The sequence below is a fragment of the Xenophilus sp. genome, from assembly GCF_044462705.1.
Taxonomy (GTDB): Bacteria; Pseudomonadota; Gammaproteobacteria; order Burkholderiales; family Burkholderiaceae_C; genus Xenophilus; species Xenophilus azovorans.
The window spans coordinates 1-17,109 of record NZ_JBIQNC010000109.1; the positions used below are offsets into that span (position 1 = coordinate 1).

Sequence of the window (17,109 nt, forward strand, 5' to 3'; positions counted from 1 at the left end):
CGTCTGGGGTAAGGGGAGGCTCGACCTCAGATAGGGTTATGCAACAGCGCCCATCTCCCTTCAAGGCGCCCAGAAAAACAGTGTCGCGCATCAGTTCAAGCTGGCGCGCCCGCTCGGCCATGGCCATCTGCCGCGCCTGGCGGCCGTAGCGGCCGACGCTGAACGACTTCTGCAGCAGCTTGCCCGCGACCAGGGTGTGCGCAGTCCACAGCAGCGGCTTGCCGCTCGCGTCGCGCCGGCAGAAGATGCCGGGGATGCCCTTGGAGTCCCGCCTCGGGCGCTGCGCCGCATCGCGCCGGGGCTGCGGCGGCAGCGCCGCGATGAGTTCATCGCGCCAGGCCCTGGCTGCGCGCAGCGCTTGCCGCTCTCCTCCGTGGGTAGAGAACATGAAGGCCTTGCGGTGCCGTTTGCCGCGCCGCGTGAGATCCACAACGATGCGATCCCCCTGCCGATACACGCCATAGTCCTGCGCAGACTTGGGGCGGCGGTCGGGCCAGGCCTTGCTTCGCATGATCTTCAGGAAATCTGCTGGCCGGTCAGCCCCGCGCGCCGGCGCAACTCGGCCATGAAGCGCTCGCGCTCGCGCGGCGACACGAGCACGAAGCCGCGCTCCAGCGTGATCTTCACGCGCCGCAGCGACAGCGCCGGCGCCGACAGCGGGTTGCGGCTGGCCTGGACGCCGCGGATGCGCGCGTAGGGCACGCGCTGGCGAATCAGGCCGCAGCGCACCGCCAGGTGGTCCGCCTCCAGCGTGTAGCGGCAGGGCACGGTGAGCGCCAGCACCGCCGCCAGCGTGGCCGCGCCGATCGCCAGCGACAGCACGCTGCCCATGGCCAGGCCCTGCCACACGCACAGGCCCACGGCCAGGGCCAGCACGGCGACCAGCCAGGCATCGACCCGCGAGGGGTAGACCTCGGCGGCGGCCATGTGATGGTTCAGAGGTCTTCGGGCCGCGAAGGGATGTCGCCCAGCGCCTCGTCGTTGCGCACGTCGCCGGCGGCCTTGAGCACGTCGATCGACAGGCCGCGCTCCTGGCTGGCGAAGCCGCTGGCGATGCCCTCGAACACGTTGGCCAGCGCCGCGTCGCCCTCGCCCTTGGCCGCGATGCTGAGGTTGAGCACCCGTGCGGCCATCTGCCGGTAGCTCACGGCGCCGGCGCGCTCCAGCACGGCGACCAGGTCCAGGTACAGCGCCAGCTGCATGTCGAAGACCATCTTCGGCGTCGGCTCGAAGCCGTCCAGGCCGTCGGCGGCGCCGTGCTGGGGGTGGTTGTCGCTCATGCAGATCTCCCGTGTGTGGCTAGAGGTCGGATGGGGTGTCGTGGCGCCTCATCGGCGCGGGTGGCTGCGCTGGCGCATCGCCTCGTACAGGCACACGCCGCTGGCCACCGAGACGTTCAGGCTCTCCACGGCGCCGGCCATGGGGATGCTCACCAGTTCGTCGCAGGTCTTGCGCGTCAACTGGCGCATGCCCGGGCCCTCGGCGCCGAGCACCAGCGCCAGCGGGCGCGCGAGGTCGCAGTCGTACAGGGTGCCGGGCGCGTCGTCGCTGGTGCCCACGCACCAGATGTTGCGCTCCTTCAGCTCGTTCAGCGTGCGCGCCAGGTTGGTGACCATGAAGTAGGGCACGGTCTCGGCCGCGCCGCTGGCGACCTTGGCCACCGTGGCGTTGATGCCGGCGGCATGGTCCTTGGGCGCGATGACCGCGTGCGCGCCGGCGCCGTCGGCCACGCGCAGGCAGGCGCCGAGGTTGTGCGGATCGGTCACGCCGTCGAGCACCAGCAGCAGCGGCATGGTGCCGGCGGCGTCGAGTCCGTCCAGCAGGTCGTCGAGCGAGCGCGCCTGCGTCACCGCCTCGACGCGCGCCGCCACGCCCTGGTGCCCGTGGCTGCCGGAGAGCTTGGCGAGGCGCAGCCCGTCGGCCTCGATCAGGCGCACGCCGGCCTCCTGGGCGCGGGCGATGAACTGCTTCATGCGCGCATCGCGCCGGCTGGCGTCGAACAGCACCTCGATCACCGAGCCGGGCGCGGTCTTCAGCCGCACGCCGATGGCGTGGAAGCCGAAGATCACTTTGGGAGCAGAAGCCATATCGCTCGGGATTATCGAGGCTGGATGTGGCCGCTCCCGGTAGGAATCAGGCCAGAGGCAGCGTGCTGTCGGCCCGGCACAACTCGTCGTGCAGCGCCTGCACGGCAAGCGTCTCGAAGGTGGTGCTGCCGGTGGCGCCCACCGCGCCGACGAAGCGGCAGGCGGCGAAACCGGCCGCGCGCGCCTCGTAGCGCGCCACCCAGGCCTGGCGCTCGGGCAGCCGCTGCGGCGCCACCGGCCACACGCCGGGGCGCGGGCGCAGGTGCTCGCCGATGCCGATGCGCCAGGGCTTGGCGCTCACGCGGGCGCGGAAGCAGTGCTGGTTGCGGCACATGCGCGCGTACACCGGGTCGGCGTCCAGCGCATGGAAGCAGTCCGCCACCGCCGGGTCGTCGGGTGCGAAGCCGCGGTGCATGGCCAGCGCGCGCAGGCCCGCCGGCGTGCGGTACAGGCGCAGGTGCCAGTCGGGACGCTGGGCGATGAAGCGGTCGATGCGTGCGCGCACCGCCTGCAGCGGATCGTGCGCCGCCGCGGCCTGCGCCTTTTTCTTCTTCTCCGCGCGGACGAGCCACAGGCCCAGCGCCAGCACGAGCACGGCCGCGGCCAGCGCGCTGGTCCAGGCGCCGGTCGCCCAGCCCACCACGGCTCCGGCGGCGACCGCTGCGCCGAAGACGGCCAGCCCCGGCGCGCCTGCGGGCGCCTCGTCGTCGAAGTCCACGTCCACGAACAGCACGTCGGGCGTGTTCAGGCAGCGCGCACCGTAGCTGTTGCGGGTCACGACCGTGCCGCCGTGGCGCTCGACGATCTCCTCGCGGATCGGCAGACCCTGGGCGCCGTTGTAGCCGGCGCGGCGTTCGCGGCGCACCAGCGGCTCGCCGACCGCGATGCGGTCGAAGGCCTCCTGCGTGCGGGCATCGGCATGGGCCTGCGCCTCGGCCTGGCCAGCGTCGGACCAGCCGAAGCGCCGCACGGTGATCGAACGGCCGCCCACGCGGCGATGGATGCGGCCTTCGGCCCAGAACTGCGGGACGATCATCCGCGCAGCAGCATCCAGGCCAGCGCCAGCAGGCAGACGAGCACGACCGCCAGCGCCACCCAGCGCCCGGCGCCGCCGCCGCGCACGCGGCCGGGCTCGTGCATGGGATCGAAGGTCGCGCCCTCGCTGGCCAGGCCGGGCACCGCACCGCCGGGCTGCCCGCGCGCCGCGTCGACCAGGTCCTTCGCCTCCTTCAGCCCGAGGCCGGTGGCCTCGCGGGTGAGCTTGATCGCCTCGATGGTGCGCCCCCGCTGCAATGCGGCCATGGCGCGGGGCGGCAGGCCCGCCGACGGCCGGTGCGCGGACGGCGCGTCGAAGGTGTCGAAGGCGCCGTCGAACGCATCATCGTCATCCGCCCCGCCTGGCCCGCCGTTGCCGTAGCGCTCCACCGCCTCCTTGGACTCCTTCAGCCCGAGGCCGGTGGCTTCGCGGGTGAGCTTGATGGCCTCGATCAGGTCGCCGCGCTGCAGGGCGGCGATGGCGGCGGGCGGCAGGGTCGGCATGGCGGGGCTCCGGTGGGCGCGTCAGGGCGCGATGGATCCGATGGCCGCGCGCGCCGGGTCCGCGGGCACGGCGGCCTCGTCGAAGGCCGTGGTCTCGTTGGCCGCCACGCGGCCGGCCTCGATGGTGATGCGGCGTTCGCAGCGCGCGGCGATGCCGCGGTCGTGCGTCACCAGCACCAGCGTGGTGCCCTGCTCGCGGTTGAGCTCGAACATCAGTTGCATCACCTGCTCGCCGGTGGCGAAGTCCAGGCTGCCGGTGGGCTCGTCGGCCAGCAGCAGCTGCGGCTGCACGACGAAGGCGCGCGCCAGCGCCACACGCTGCTGCTCGCCGCCCGAGAGCACCTTCGGGTAGTGCCCGAGACGCTGGCCCAGGCCGACGCGCGCCAGCATGTCGGCGGCGGCCTTGCGCGCGTCCCTGCGGCCGGCCGTCTCCAGCGGGAGCATCACGTTCTCCAGCGCCGTGTAGTTGGCCAGGAGCTGGAAACTCTGGAAGACGAAACCGATCTTCCTTCCGCGCAGCGCCGCGCGCGCATCCTCGTCCAGGGCGAACAGGTCCTCGCCGCCGATGCGCACGGTGCCGCGGGTGGGCACGTCCAGGCCGGCGATGATGCCCAGCAGCGTGCTCTTGCCCGAGCCGGAGGCGCCGACGATGGCGGCGGTCTCCCGCGCGCCGAGGGTGAAATCGATGTCCCGCAGAATGTCCAGCGTGCCGGTGGAATCGGTGACGGACTTGAAGACGTGCTCGACGCTGACGATGGGCGGGCTGGACGGCATGAACAGAGAAGGCTTGGAAGGAAAGGACGCGCGTGACCGCGGCAACCATGAATCGACGTGACTTTAGCCTGCGCGCCGCGCAGGCGGCCGGCGTGCTCGCCGCCGGCGTGGGGTCTTGGCCCGCAATGGCTCAAGCCCAGCAGCCGGCCGCCGGCACCGGAGCGGTGCGCCCGCTGGTGCTGGTGGTGGGCGACTCGCTCTCGGCCGAGTACGGCCTCAAGCGCGGCGAGGGCTGGGTGCCGCTGCTGCAGCAGCGCCTGGAAAAGGAGAAAGTGCGCGCCGGCGTGGTCAACGCCAGCATCAGCGGCGACACCACCGCCGGCGGCCGCGCCCGCCTGCCGGGCCTGCTGGCGCAGCACAGGCCCGACGTGGTGGTGCTGGAGCTGGGCGCCAACGACGCCCTGCGCGGCCTGCCGCTGGCCGGCACCGAGGACAACCTGCTGCAGATGACGCAGGCGGCCCAGAAGATCGGCGCCCGGGTGCTGCTGGTGGGCATCCAGGTGCCGCCCAACTACGGTGCCGACTACACCCGGCGCTTCGGCGAGATCTTCCCGCGCGTGGCCGAGAAGACGAAAGCGGCGCGGGTGCCCTTCCTGCTGGCCGGCGTGGCCGACGCGCCCGATGCGGCCAGCCTCTTCCAGGCCGACCGCATCCATCCCAACGCCGGCGCGCAGGCCCGCATGCTCGACAACGTCTGGCCCGAGCTGCGCAAGCTGCTGGCGAAGTAGCGCCAGGACAAAAAAGACCCCTCGGGGGGATGCTTTTTTGTCTTGGGGCGGCCCGGCGACAAAAAAAGCCGCCGCCGGCAGTGCCGGGGGCGGCCTTGTTCCTTGCGCTGCGGCCGGAGGGCGGTTCAGCCGTCCTTGGTCGGCTCGGAGGGGACGGTGGGCGGATCGCGCTCCAGCGAGGCCACGTCGGTCTCGGGGTCGCCGGGCATCAGGCCCGGGCTGCTCGGCTGCAGCTTGCGCTCGGCCTTGGCGCGCAGCTTCTCCTCCTTTTTCTTCTTCTTGGCCAATTCCCGCTGGCGCTTCTCGAATCCGTAGTTGGGTGTGGCCATGTCGTTTCGCTCCTCTTCGACCTGCTGCGGCCCCTCCATGCGGAGGCCGCGCCGCGTCCCACTGTAAGCGATAACTCGCGCCGCGCACGCGCACCGCTCTCGGGGAATGCCTGGGTTTCAGGCCATCCGCGCCAGCGCCTGCGCCAGATCGGCGCGCAGGTCGTCCACGTCCTCCAGGCCGATGGAGAAGCGCACCAGCGTGCCCTTGTGCGGCCAGCGGCTGACGCCCGCGTCGCGCATCAGGCCGATGTCGTAGGGCACCACCAGGCTGACCGGGCCGCCCCACGAGTAGCCCAGCCTGAACAGCGCCAGGCTGTCGCAGAAGCCGTCCACCGCCTCGGTGCCGAAGCGCTCGTCGAAGACGACGGAGAACAGGCCGGCCGCCAGGCCGCGCTCGCCGCACAGGGCCCGCCAGTGCGCGTGGCCGGGCGAGTCTTCCAGCGCCGGATGCAGCACCTGCGCGATTTCCTCGCGCCCCTCGAGCCAGCGCGCCAGCTCGCGCGCGGCGCGGTCGTGCGCGGCGTAGCGCAGCGGCAGGCTGGGCAGCGAGCGCAGCAGCGACTCGACGTCGTTGGCGCCGACGCCGAAGCCCAGCCGCATGTGGGTGAGCTTGAGCTTCAGGTGCAGCGCGTCGTCGCGCGTGACGACGCTGCCCATCAGCACGTCGCCGCCGCCGCTGGGGTACTTGGTGAGGGCATGCACCGACACGTCCGCGCCCAGCGCGAAGGGATCGAAGGCCAGGCCCGCGCCCCAGGTGTTGTCCAGCGCGGTGGTCACGCCGCGCGCGCGGCAGGCCGCGACCAGCGCCGGCAGGTCGGGGAACTCCATCGTGACCGAGCCCGGCGCCTCCAGCCACACCAGGCGCGTGCGCTCCGACAGCTTGCCTGCGAGATCGGCCGGGTCCATCGCGTCGTAGAGGCGGTGGGTGATGCCGAAGTTGGCCAGTTCGCCCGTCGCCAACGCCTTGTTCGGGCCGTAGGCGTTGTCGGGGATCAGCACCTCGTCGCCGCGCTTGAGCAGCGCGAGGCTCACCAGCGAGATCGCCGCCAGCCCACTCGGCACCAGCAGGCAGGCGGTGCCGCCTTCCAGCGTGGCCAGGCGCTCCTCCAGCAGGAAGGTGGTGGGCGTGCCGTGCAGGCCGTAGGTGTAGCCGGCCTTGCTGCGCCAGTCGCGCGCGCGCATGGCGGCCACGTCCTTGAAGAACACGGTGGAGGCCTTGAACACCCCCGGCTGCGGCGCGGCGAAGCTGTCGGGCGGGGTGTAGGGATGGTGGATGAGGCCGGTGGCGGTGCGGGTCATGGGGCGATGCTAGTACACCGCCCTGCGCCGCACCGGCGGCGTAGGATGGCGCGATGGCCGATCTCCGACGCGCCCCCGCCCCGCCGCTGCGCGCGCTGGTGCACACCCTGTGGGCGCACGCACCGGCCGGCGACGCGGCGGCGCGGCCCGGGATGCGCGAGCACGTCCTGCCCACCGGCGGCACGCACATCGCGCTGCGGCTGTCGGGGCCGCCACTGCTGATCTTCGACGGTGCGGCCGAACCGGGCGGCCACTGCCTGGGCCACGCGGTGGTGGGCGGCGCGCGCACGGCCTTCCACGTGCGCGACGTCTCGGCGCCGGCCGCCTCGGTCGGCGCCATGCTGCGGCCGGGCGCCGCGCGCGTGCTGCTGGGCGTGCCCGAGGACGCGCTGGCCCACGGCCACACCCCGCTGGACCTGCTGCTCGGCCGCGCCGAGGTGGACGCACTGCTGGGGCAACTGCACGCCGCCGGGGGCGGCGCGGCGCGCCTCGCGGCGTTCGAGCGCTGGCTGGCCCGGCGCGCGCAGGGCCGTCCGCCGGCCCTGCATCCTGCGCTGGCCGGCGCCCTTCCCCGCCTCAACCGCGGCGATGCGCGCGTGGACGACCTCGTGCGCGCCAGCGGCCTCAGCCACCGCCATTTCATCGCCTGCTTCCGCGAGGCCACGGGCCTGGCGCCGCGCGAGCTGCTGCGGCTGCGGCGCTTCGGCCGCGCCCTGGAACTGGCGGCCCGCGGCACGCAGGGCTGGGCGGAGATCGCCGCGGCGGCCGGCTTCGCCGACCAGTCGCACCTGACGCACGCCTTCCGGGAGATCGCAGGCTTCACGCCCTCGGCCTGGCGCCGGCGGGCCGATCCGACGACACCGCGGCACGTGCCGCACTGAATCGCGGGTCAAATTCCTGCAAGACGGCCCGCCGGGCGCTGCCGAGAATCGGGCCATCGCCGATCCTCCAGGAGCCGTCATGGCCATTCACCACCTGTACGCCTACCTGTGCGTGCGCGACGCCCGCGCCGCGATGGACTACTACACCCGCGCCTTCGGGGCGCGCGAGCTGTTCCGCCTCACGGAGCCGGACGGCCGCGTCGGCCATGCCGAGCTGGACCTCGACGGCCACACGCTGATGCTGTCGGAGGAATACCCGGAGATGGGCGTGCGCAGCCCCGAGGGCCTGGGCGCCACGCCGGTGACGCTGCACCTGCACGTGGACGACGCCGACGCGCTGGTGGCCGCAGCCGTCGCCGCCGGCGGCACGCTGGAGCGGGCGCCGGAAGACCACTTCTACGGCGAGCGCTCCGGCACCGTGCGCGACCCCTTCGGCCACCGCTGGCTCATCGGGCACGCCATCGAGACCGTGACGCCCGAGGAGATGCAGCGCCGCTACACGGCGCTGTTCGGCACGCCGCCGGGCCCCGGGTAACAGCGGATCTTCTCGATCAAGGGGCCGCGGAGCAGGCCGTGCGCGAACACGCGCGGAACCGGCTCCGCCGGGCCGCTGCGTGTGCCCCCTTGCAGGGGGTTGCCGGAGCGGAACGAAGTCCGCGCAGGCTGGGGGTGGTCTAAATTTTCCACTTCTCCAGCAGCTTGGCCGGCCGCATGGAGTCGTAGCCCTCGAATGGCTGGTGGATCCAGGGGTTGGTGGGCAGGAACTCCACCGAGTAGTCGGGCGTGAAGGTCGAGACGCCCTTGGTCCACAGCACGGCGCTGCGCAGTTCGGTGATGGGCGTGTACTTGGTGCGCAGCAGTTCCACCACGGCCTGCAGCGTGTGACCGGTATCGGCCAGGTCGTCCACCAGCAGCACCTTGCCGGCGATCTCGCCCTTGGGCGTGGTGATGTAGTGGGCGATGTCCAGGTAGCCCTGCACCGTGCCGGCCTCGGCGCGGTAGGAGCTGGTGGACATGATGGCCAGCGGCTTGTCGAAGATGCGCGAGAGCACGTCGCCCGGCCGCATGCCGCCCCGCGCCAGGCACAGGATGGTGTCGAACTCCCAGCCTGACTGGTGCACCTTGATCGCGAGCTTCTCGATCAGGTTGTGGTACTCGTCATAGCTCACGTACAGGTGTTTGCCATCCTCGGTCAGCATGCGCTCTTCTCCGTCGGGTTGTGGTGGGTTGTGTCAGTCGGCCAGATAGGGATGCCGCATCATGATCGTGTGATCGCGGTCCGGGCTGGTGGAGATCAGGTCGATCGGCACGCCCGTCACCTGCTCGATGCGCTGCAGGTACAGCCGCGCATTGACCGGCAGCTTGTCGTACTGGGTCACGCCCACCGTGCTCTCGCTCCAGCCCTCCAGCGTCTCGTAGACGGGCTTGCAGCGCTCGATCTCGTCGGCGCCCAGCGGCAGGATGTCGGTGTGCTCGCCGTCCAGCTCGTAGCCGGTGCACAGCTGCAGCTCCTCCAGCCCGTCGAGCACGTCGAGCTTGGTGATACACAGGCCCGACAGGCCGTTGACCTGCGCCGAGCGCTTGAGCAGCGCCGCGTCGAACCAGCCGCAGCGCCGGCTGCGGCCGGTGGTCACGCCCTTCTCGGCGCCCACGGTCGAGAGGTGGTAGCCGACGGTGCCGGGCGTCTCCCAGTCCAGCTCGGTCGGGAAGGGGCCGCCGCCGACGCGGGTGCAGTAGGCCTTGGTGATGCCCAGCACGTAGTGCAGCATGCCCGGGCCCACGCCCGAGCCGGCGGCCGCGTTGCCGGCCACGCAGTTGCTGGAGGTGACGTAGGGGTAGGTGCCGTGGTCCACGTCCAGCAGCGTGCCCTGCGCGCCCTCGAACAGCAGGTTGGCGCCGTTGCGGTGCGCCTCGTTCAGCTCGCGCGAGACGTCGGCGATCATGGGCCGGATCTGCTCGGCCTGGCGCATCGTCTCGTCGTACACCGGTTGGTAGTCGATGGGCTGCGCGCCCAGCACCTGGGTGAGCACGTGGTTGTGCAGCTCCAGCAGCACCTTGAGCTTCTCGGCGAAGCGCGCCGGGTGCTTCAGGTCCTGCACGCGCAGCGCGCGGCGGGCGATCTTGTCCTCGTAGGCCGGGCCGATGCCGCGGCCGGTGGTGCCGATCTTCTCGATGCCGCCCTTCTCGCGGTAGGCCTCGCGCGCCACGTCCAGCGCCGCGTGGAAGGGCAAGATCAGCGGGCAGGCCTCGCTGATGCGCAGGCGCGAGCGCACCTCCACGCCGGCCTTCTCCAGCCCCTCGATCTCTTCCAGCAGCTTCGGCACCGACAGCACCACGCCGTTGCCGATGTAGCAGGTCACGCCGGGACGCATGATGCCGCTGGGGATCAGGTGCAGCGCCGTCTTCACGCCGTTGATGACCAGCGTATGCCCAGCGTTGTGGCCGCCCTGGAAGCGGACCACGCCCTGGGCGCTTTCCGTCAGCCAGTCCACCAGCTTGCCCTTGCCCTCGTCGCCCCACTGGGTACCGACGACGACGACGTTGCGTCCGGTTGTCACGCTCATGCTCGTATCGCTCGCAAAGAAAGGAAATGGATCGGCCGGACCGCGGGCTCAGAGCGCCGCGACCGTCCAGTTGCCGCCGCGCTGCACCAGCTCGCGGTCGCACTCGAATTCGTCGATCTCGCTGCCGTGGCCCGGCAGCATGCACACCACCGTCTCACCCTGGCGGCGCAGCGCGGCGATGGCCTCGCGCAGCGAGGCGTCCTCGCCCCACGGCGCGCGCACGGCGGCGCGCAGCGGCCGCGGCGGCACCACGCGCACCAGCTCGCGCAAATCGAGGCTGAAGCCCACGGCGGGGCGGTTGCGGCCGAACACGGCGCCCACCTCGTCGTAGCGGCCGCCGCGGGCCAGCGAGTCGGCCGCGCCCTCGTGGTAGACGGCGAAGCGCACGCCGCTGTAGTAGGCGTAGCCGCGCAGGTCGGCCAGATCGAAGCCCACGCGCGCGTCGCCCAGTTCGCCGCCCAGCCAGCGCAGCTGCTCCAGCACCGGCTGCACGCCGGGCGTGGCCTGGAAGACGCGAGCGGCCTCGTCCAGCACCGCGACGTCGCCGTACAGGTCGAGCAGCGCGGCCAGGCCCTCGCGCGCGGCGGCGGGGAAATCGCGCGTGAGTTCGGCCAGCGTGGCGGCGTCCTTGGCCGCCAGCGCGGCGTGCACGTCCTCGATGACGTCCGGCGGGACGATGACGCCGCCGAACAGCGCGCGCACGATGCGCACGTCGGCCAGGTCCACCACCGGGCGCTCGATGCCGGCAGCGCGCAGGCAGTCCAGCGCCAGCGTCAGGGCCTCCAGGTCGGCCTCGCGGCCGGCATGGCCGTAGATCTCGGCGCCGAACTGCAGCGGCTCGCGCGTGGCGTGGGGACGGTCGGGCCGGGTGTGCAGCACCGGGCCGCAGTAGCACAGGCGGGCGACGCCCTGGCGGTTGAGCAGGTGGGCGTCGATGCGGGCGACCTGGGGCGTGGTGTCGGCGCGCAGGCCCATGCTGCGGCCGGAGAGCTGGTCGACCAGCTTGAAGGTCTGGAGGCCGAGCGCCTCGCCGGTACCGGACAGCAGCGACTCCAGGTGCTCCAGCATCGGCGGCATCACCAGCTCATAGCCGTAGCCGCGGGCAGTGTCGAGCAGTTGGCGTCGGAGTTCCTCGATGTGGCGCGCCTCGGAAGGCAGCACATCGGCGATGTGATCCGGAAGGACCCAGGCGGACATGGGGCGACAGGCCGTGGTTAAAAAGGGATTCTAGCGGCCCGATGCGGCCCGCCCCGGCGCAGGGGCTCAGGGCGCGGCGATCCAGAGCAGCAGCAGCCCGCCCACGATGCAGCACAGCCCGAAGAAGCGCAGTTGCCCGTCGCGCAGCTGCAGAAGCTGGCTGAAGCCGCGCCGCCAGCCGCCGGGCGAGACGAAGGGCAAGATGCCCTCGAGCACCAGCACCAGCGCCAGCGCGCTCCAGAAGACGTCCCAGCTCACGGCGCGGACGTCAGCGGCGTGGCGCCGCCGCCGTGCCGCTGCCCGAGCCCTGCATCGCGCGGAAGAACTCGGAGGACGGATCCAGCACCATCACGTCGCTCTTCTTGTTGAAGCTCTGCTTGTAGGCGTCCAGGCTGCGGTAGAACTGCGCGAACTGCGCGTCCTTGCCGAAGGCATCCGCGTACGCGGCGGCGGCCTGCGCGTCGCCCTCGCCCTTGATCTTCTGCGCGTCGCGGTAGGCGTTGGCCACCGTCACCTCGCGCTGGCGGTCGGCGTCGGCGCGGATCTTCTCGCCCTCGGCCTGGCCGGTGGAACGCAGCTCGTTGGCCACGCGCTTGCGCTCGGCCTCCATGCGGCGGTAGACCGACTCGGTGATCGCCTCCACGTAGTCGATGCGCGTCACGCGCACGTCGATGATGTCCATGCCCCAGCCGCTGCCGCCCTTGACCACGGCCAGCACTTCGCGCTTGACGTCGTTCATCACGTCGTCGCGGCGGGTGGAGATCAGCTCGCGCACGGTGCGCTTGTTGATGTTCTCCTGGAAGGCGTTGCGCACCACGCGGTTGAGCTGCACGGCGCCGGCGTTCTCGTCCAGGCCGACGTTGCGGATGTAGGCGGACGGGTCCACGATGCGCCAGCGCACGTACCAGTCGATCACCACGCGCTGCTTCTCCGCCGTGAGCATGGGCTCGGTGTCGAGGCTGGACAGCGTCAGCAGCCGCTTGTCGATGTACGAGACGTTCTGGAAGGGTGGCGGCAGCTTGAACTTCAGGCCGGGCTCGGTGAGCACGTCCTTGATCTGGCCGAGCTGGTAGACCACGCCGAACTGGCGCTGGTCGACCACGAAGAGCATCGAGCTGCCCAGGAAGAGCAGGATGAGGATCGAGACGCCGATGAATCCGATTCTGTTCATGTGTCAGCCCCCTTCAGCGCGTTTCGCGGTCGCGCGAGCGGCCGCTGTCGCGGGCCCGCGATTCCAGCGGGGCCACGGGAATGGAGGAAGCCTGCGGCGGCGCCGTGCCCGCCACGCTGGGCGGCGCGCCGTCGGCCGGCGCGGCGCCGCCGCCCTGGCCGGACAACTGCATCAGCTTGTCCAGCGGCAGGTACAGCAGGTTGGAGCCCTGCTTGCTCTCGACCAGCACCTTGGTGGTGTTGTTGTAGATCTGCTGCATCGCGTCGGTGTACATGCGGTCGCGGGTGACCTGCGGCGCCTTCTGGTATTCGGCCAGCACCTGGCTGAAGCGCTGCGCATCACCCTGCGCCTGCGCCACCACGCGGGCCTTGTAGGCCTCGGCCTCTTCCTTCAGGCGCGAGGCGGTACCCACGGCGCGCGGCACCACGTCGTTGGCGTAGGCCTGGGCCTCGTTCTTGGCGCGCTCGCGCTCCTGGCCGGCCTTGAGCACGTCGTCGAAGGCGGCCTGCACCTGCTCGGGCGGGCGCACGCCGCCCTGCTGCAGGTTGATGGCGACCACGTCGACGCCGACCTTGTAGCGGTCCAGGATCTGCTGCATGAGCGTGCGCACGCGCGGCGCGATCTGGTCGCGCTCCTCGGCCAGCGCGGCGTCCATCTTCATCTTGCCGACCACCTCGCGCACGGCCGTCTCGGCCACCTGCACGACGGTCTCGCCCGGCGTCTTGCTCTCGAACAGCCAGGCGCGCGCATCGCTCAGGCGGTACTGCACGGCGAACTTGATCTCGACGATGTTCTCGTCCTCGGTCAGCATGGCCGACTCGCGCAGGCCGGTGGAGCGCACGATGGCGTCGCGGCCGACGTCGGTGGAGCGGATCTGCGTCACCACCACCAGCTCGTGGCGCTGGATGGGGTACGGCAGGCGCCAGTTGAAGCCGGCGCCCACGGTCTCCTTGTAGCGGCCGAACTGGGTGATGACGGCCTGCTGGCCTTCGTTGACGATGAAGAAGCCGGTGCCCAGCCAGATCAGCAGCGCCACCACACCCACCAGGCCGAGGCCGAATCCCGCGTTCTTCATGTCGGGCCCCTGGCCGTTGCCGCCCGGCCCCGACAGGGGCGGACGGCTGCCGCCGCGGCCACCGCCGAACAGGCCGCCGAGCTTGCGGTTGAAGTCGCGCCAGAGTTCGTCCAGGTCCGGCGGGCCGGCGTTGGGACCCTGCCCCTGCGGGCGGTTCCCGTTGCCATTGGGCGGCGGCGCAGGCGGATCCGCCTCGGGCCGGCTGGCAGGCGGGCGATCGCCGCTTTCGGAGCCGGGCTCGTCGCTCCGCCCCCAGCGGCCGTCGTTCAGGTTGAACATGCCCTGAACCCGGCTCCCAAGAAAACGCAGGGCCGCCCCAAGTTTTCTTGTCCCCCTCGGGGGGCGGGCCAGACGCAGTCCGGCCCCGGGGGCGCTGGGAGGCATTGACTTCATTCGTTGGGTTCTCTTACGACTTCACTTGAGCGGCGGATATTGTGCCCGGCTCAGTGTGGCACGCCCTGCAATTCGGTCTGCGCCGGCGGGGCAATAGGCTCGGCCCCGGGCGCACCGGCCGCCGCACGGCGGGCCAGCTCCTCGCGCAGCGCCGGCAGGCCCTCGCCCGTGTGGGCGCTGACGAACAGCCGCGGCACGCGCACGCCGTCCAGCTCCATCTCGTCGCTCATGCGCACGGGGCGCCGCTCGGGCTCCAGCGCATCGAGCTTGTTGAAGACCAGCAGCTGCGGCACCTGGTCGGCACCGATCTCGGCGAGCACGCGCTGCACTTCCTCGATCTGCTCGGGATGGTGAGGGTTGGAGGTGTCCACCACGTGCAGCAGCAGGTCGGCATCCACCGCCTCCTGCAGCGTGGCCTTGAAGGCATCGACCAGTCCGTGCGGCAGTTCGCGGATGAAACCCACCGTGTCGGAGATCGACACGCGCCGCCCCGTCTCGCCGAGATAGAGATGGCGGGTGGTGGTGTCGAGCGTGGCGAAGAGCTGGTCGGCCGCATAGGCGCGCGCCTTGACCAGCGCGTTGAACAGCGAGGACTTGCCGGCGTTGGTGTAGCCGACCAGCGAGATGTTGAAGGTGTCGCGCCGCTCGCGCTGCCGGCGCTGGGTGCCGCGCTGCCTCTGCACCTTCGCCAGCCGCTCGCGGGTGCGGCGGATGGCGTCGCCGATCATCCGGCGGTCCAGCTCGATCTGCGTCTCGCCCGGGCCGCCGCGCGCGCCGATGCCGCCGCGCTGGCGCTCCAGGTGCGACCAGCGGCGAACCAGCCGGGTGCTCAGGTACTGCAGGCGCGCCAGCTCGACCTGCAGCTTGCCCTCGTGGCTGCGCGCGCGCTGGGCGAAGATCTCAAGGATCAGGAAGGTGCGGTCGTAGACGGCAACGCCCAGGTGGCGTTCGAGATTGCGCTGCTGCGCAGGCGACAGGGCCTGGTCGAAGACGACCTCGCTGGCGCCGTGCAGGTCGGCCGCAGCCTTGATCTCGTCGGCCTTGCCGCTGCCCACGAAGAGGGCGGCGTCGGGCGCCTTGCGCTTGCAGGTGATGCGCTCGACGGGCGTGAGGCCCGCGGTCTGCGCCAGCAGGCCCAGTTCCTCGAGGTCGGCGTCGAAATGGGGGAGGCCGAAATCGACGCCGACCAGGACGGCGGCGCCTTCGCGGCGGGTGATGGGTTCAGACAATCGGAACGGCTCGAATCAAAAAAGCAGGGCGGCCGCAGCCGCCCTGCCCTGCGCCATTCAGTTGCCGGCGTCGTCGTTCTCGGTGACCGAGAAGTTGACCGCGCGGCCAGGCACGATGGTGGAAATGGCGTGCTTGTAGACCATCTGCGTCACCGTGTTGCGCAGCAGGACGACGTACTGGTCGAAGGACTCGATCTGGCCCTGCAGCTTGATGCCGTTGACCAGATAGATCGAGACCGGCACGTGCTCGCGGCGCAGGGTGTTCAGGAAGGGGTCTTGTAGGAGTTGCCCTTTGTTGCTCACGATATTCTCCGTGTTCCATAGGAGGAAGTTGTTGGACCGGGCACCTTAACACAGCGTTTCCGCGGTGCAGCAAGGTGCGTCAAAAGCCTGCGAAAAATAGGCCAATACCGGCTGCGGGACCGGCAGGGCCATGGCACCTGCCTGGGGCATCTGGCACCGCGCAGGGGCTTTTCAAGCCCCCTCCTTGTCGGCATAGGGATTGTGCGAGGTCTTGAACTCGATGCGAAGCGGGGTTCCCACGAGATCGAACTCCTTTCGGAAGCGCGCCTCCAGGAAACGCCGGTAGCTTTCGCTCACATGTTCCAGCGAGTTGCCGTGCACCACGATCACCGGCGGGTTCATCCCGCCCTGGTGGGCGTAGCGCAGCTTGGGACGGAACATGCCGCTCTTCCTGGGCGCCTGGAACTGCACCGACTCCTGCAGCAGCCGCGTGAGCACCGGCGTGGGCATCTTGCGCATGGCCGCCCGATGGGCCTGGACGATGGACTGCCACACCGGCCCCACGCCCAGCCGCTTCTTGGCCGAGATGAAGTGCAGCGGCGCGAACTTCATGAACGGCAGGCGGTTCTCCAGCTGGCGCCGCACCTGCTCGCGCTGGTAGTCGTCCACCGCGTCCCACTTGTTGATGGCGATCACCACCGCGCGCCCCGCCTCGAGGATGAAGCCGGCGATGTGGGCGTCCTGGTCGGTCACGCCCTGCGTGGCGTCCAGCAGGAGCAGCACCACGTTGGCCGACTCGATGGCCTGCAGCGTCTTGACCACCGAGAACTTCTCGACCGCCTCGAACACGCGGCCCTTGCGCCGCAGCCCGGCGGTGTCGATGAGGTCGAAGCGCTGGCCGTTGCGCTCCAGCGAGACGGTGATGGCGTCGCGCGTGGTGCCCGGCAGGTCGAAGGCGACCAGCCGTTCCTCGCCCAGCCAGGTGTTGATGAGGGTGGACTTGCCCACGTTGGGCCGCCCGGCCACCGCCAGGCGGATGGGACGGGACTCGGCGTCGATCGACTCGTCCGGCTCGTCCTCCATGGAGGGCGGCACCGCATCGAGCGCCAGTTCCACCAGCGCGCGCACGCCCTGCCCGTGCGCCGAAGCGATCGGATGCACGTCGCCGAAGCCCAGCTCGTAGAACTCGGCCAGGCGGCCGCTGTCCTTCATGCCCTCGGCCTTGTTGGCCGCCAGCAGGCAGGGCTTGCCCAGGCGGCGCAGCTCCTCGGCGATGTCATGGTCCTGCGCCGACAGCCCCTCGCGGGCGTCGACCACGAAGATCACCACGTCCGCCTCCGCCACGGCCTGGCGGGTCTGCTTGGCCATCTCGCGGAAGATGTCGTTGGCGGCCGCGTCGGGCTCGAAGCCGCCGGTGTCGATCACGATGAACTCGCGCGGCCCCACGTGCCCGCTGCCGTAGTGGCGGTCGCGCGTCAGGCCCGCGAAGTCCGCCACGATCGCGTCGCGCGTCTGCGTGAGCCGGTTGAACAGGGTCGACTTGCCGACGTTCGGACGGCCGACGAGGGCGATGACGGGTTTCATGGGCTAAATGTATCCC

Annotated in this window: 20 protein-coding genes and 1 pseudogene; 3 read left to right on the forward strand and 18 right to left on the reverse strand. The window is 71.2% G+C overall.

Translation table 11 applies throughout. The features are described from left to right. The 7 genes and pseudogenes from ACIY1X_RS16155 to ACIY1X_RS16185 all read right to left on the reverse strand — a co-directional run. Nucleotides 1–511, reverse strand: a pseudogene (locus tag ACIY1X_RS16155) (hypothetical protein); the annotation flags it as partial. Between the two features lie 5 nt (nt 512–516). Continuing rightward, nucleotides 517–927: a PH domain-containing protein gene (locus ACIY1X_RS16160; RefSeq protein ID WP_399682298.1), complete on the reverse strand. Its 411-nt coding sequence runs from the start codon at nt 925–927 to the stop codon at nt 517–519. 8 nt (nt 928–935) lie between these two features. Next, the gene (locus ACIY1X_RS16165; protein WP_051953606.1) at nt 936–1,280 is read right to left on the reverse strand and encodes a hypothetical protein; all 345 of its coding nucleotides are present in this window, start codon (nt 1,278–1,280) and stop codon (nt 936–938) included. A gap of 48 nt (nt 1,281–1,328) precedes the next feature. Beyond that, nucleotides 1,329–2,087 carry a 23S rRNA (guanosine(2251)-2'-O)-methyltransferase RlmB gene (rlmB, locus tag ACIY1X_RS16170; protein ID WP_399682301.1) on the reverse strand — a complete coding sequence of 253 codons (759 nt, stop codon included), beginning with the start codon at nt 2,085–2,087 and terminating at the stop codon, nt 1,329–1,331. Nucleotides 2,088–2,133: 46 nt separating this feature from the next. Next, nucleotides 2,134–3,123 carry a hypothetical protein gene (locus tag ACIY1X_RS16175; protein ID WP_399682303.1) on the reverse strand — a complete coding sequence of 330 codons (990 nt, stop codon included), beginning with the start codon at nt 3,121–3,123 and terminating at the stop codon, nt 2,134–2,136. Next, nucleotides 3,120–3,626 (reverse strand): ribosomal protein L7/L12, encoded by a 507-nt coding sequence (locus tag ACIY1X_RS16180; protein WP_399682306.1) that lies wholly within the window; start codon nt 3,624–3,626, stop codon nt 3,120–3,122. Before ACIY1X_RS16180 ends, ACIY1X_RS16175 begins: the two co-directional genes overlap by 4 nt. 21 nt (nt 3,627–3,647) lie before the next feature. After that, a complete protein-coding gene (locus ACIY1X_RS16185; protein ID WP_051953604.1) occupies nt 3,648–4,400 on the reverse strand; it encodes an ABC transporter ATP-binding protein in 753 nt (250 codons plus the stop codon). Nucleotides 4,401–4,447: 47 nt separating this feature from the next. On the opposite strand from ACIY1X_RS16185, the gene ACIY1X_RS16190 reads away from it, so the two are divergent. After that, nucleotides 4,448–5,128 carry an arylesterase gene (locus tag ACIY1X_RS16190; protein WP_038210321.1) on the forward strand — a complete coding sequence of 227 codons (681 nt, stop codon included), beginning with the start codon at nt 4,448–4,450 and terminating at the stop codon, nt 5,126–5,128. A 125-nt stretch (nt 5,129–5,253) separates the two neighbouring features. On the opposite strand, the gene ACIY1X_RS16195 is transcribed toward ACIY1X_RS16190, so the two are convergent. Continuing rightward, nucleotides 5,254–5,457, reverse strand: coding sequence for a hypothetical protein (locus ACIY1X_RS16195; RefSeq protein WP_038210355.1), 204 nt, complete (start codon nt 5,455–5,457; stop codon nt 5,254–5,256). 117 nt (nt 5,458–5,574) lie between these two features. Continuing rightward, the gene (locus tag ACIY1X_RS16200) at nt 5,575–6,756 is read right to left on the reverse strand and encodes a cystathionine beta-lyase (RefSeq protein ID WP_399682310.1); all 1,182 of its coding nucleotides are present in this window, start codon (nt 6,754–6,756) and stop codon (nt 5,575–5,577) included. 53 nt (nt 6,757–6,809) lie between these two features. Between ACIY1X_RS16200 and ACIY1X_RS16205 the strand changes: the two genes are divergently transcribed. Continuing rightward, nucleotides 6,810–7,637, forward strand: a complete 828-nt coding sequence (locus tag ACIY1X_RS16205; RefSeq protein WP_399682312.1) for a helix-turn-helix domain-containing protein — start codon at nt 6,810–6,812, stop codon at nt 7,635–7,637. A 79-nt stretch (nt 7,638–7,716) separates the two neighbouring features. Further along, entirely contained in the window at nt 7,717–8,172 is a 456-nt protein-coding gene (locus tag ACIY1X_RS16210; RefSeq protein ID WP_399682314.1) for a VOC family protein, read from the forward strand. Between the two features lie 139 nt (nt 8,173–8,311). On the opposite strand, the gene ACIY1X_RS16215 is transcribed toward ACIY1X_RS16210, so the two are convergent. The 9 genes from ACIY1X_RS16215 to der form a co-directional block, all read right to left on the reverse strand. After that, nucleotides 8,312–8,836, reverse strand: coding sequence for a phosphoribosyltransferase (locus ACIY1X_RS16215; RefSeq protein ID WP_038210315.1), 525 nt, complete (start codon nt 8,834–8,836; stop codon nt 8,312–8,314). 33 nt (nt 8,837–8,869) lie between these two features. Next, a complete protein-coding gene (locus tag ACIY1X_RS16220) occupies nt 8,870–10,201 on the reverse strand; it encodes an adenylosuccinate synthase (protein WP_399682317.1) in 1,332 nt (443 codons plus the stop codon). Between the two features lie 48 nt (nt 10,202–10,249). After that, entirely contained in the window at nt 10,250–11,398 is a 1,149-nt protein-coding gene (locus ACIY1X_RS16225) for an ATP phosphoribosyltransferase regulatory subunit (protein ID WP_038210313.1), read from the reverse strand. 66 nt (nt 11,399–11,464) lie between these two features. Then, nucleotides 11,465–11,656: a DUF2065 domain-containing protein gene (locus ACIY1X_RS16230; RefSeq protein ID WP_038210312.1), complete on the reverse strand. Its 192-nt coding sequence runs from the start codon at nt 11,654–11,656 to the stop codon at nt 11,465–11,467. A 10-nt stretch (nt 11,657–11,666) separates the two neighbouring features. After that, nucleotides 11,667–12,569 carry a protease modulator HflC gene (gene hflC / locus ACIY1X_RS16235; RefSeq protein WP_038210311.1) on the reverse strand — a complete coding sequence of 301 codons (903 nt, stop codon included), beginning with the start codon at nt 12,567–12,569 and terminating at the stop codon, nt 11,667–11,669. 13 nt (nt 12,570–12,582) lie between these two features. Continuing rightward, nucleotides 12,583–13,923, reverse strand: a complete 1,341-nt coding sequence (hflK, locus tag ACIY1X_RS16240) for an FtsH protease activity modulator HflK (protein ID WP_038210310.1) — start codon at nt 13,921–13,923, stop codon at nt 12,583–12,585. A 164-nt stretch (nt 13,924–14,087) separates the two neighbouring features. Then, on the reverse strand, nt 14,088–15,266 hold the full coding sequence (gene hflX, locus ACIY1X_RS16245) for a GTPase HflX (protein ID WP_399682320.1): 1,179 nt from the start codon (nt 15,264–15,266) through the stop codon (nt 14,088–14,090). Nucleotides 15,267–15,323: 57 nt separating this feature from the next. Further along, nucleotides 15,324–15,569, reverse strand: coding sequence for an RNA chaperone Hfq (hfq, locus tag ACIY1X_RS16250; RefSeq protein WP_038210308.1), 246 nt, complete (start codon nt 15,567–15,569; stop codon nt 15,324–15,326). A gap of 171 nt (nt 15,570–15,740) precedes the next feature. Beyond that, entirely contained in the window at nt 15,741–17,093 is a 1,353-nt protein-coding gene (gene der, locus ACIY1X_RS16255; RefSeq protein ID WP_038210306.1) for a ribosome biogenesis GTPase Der, read from the reverse strand. Nucleotides 17,094–17,109 lie beyond the last annotated feature (16 nt).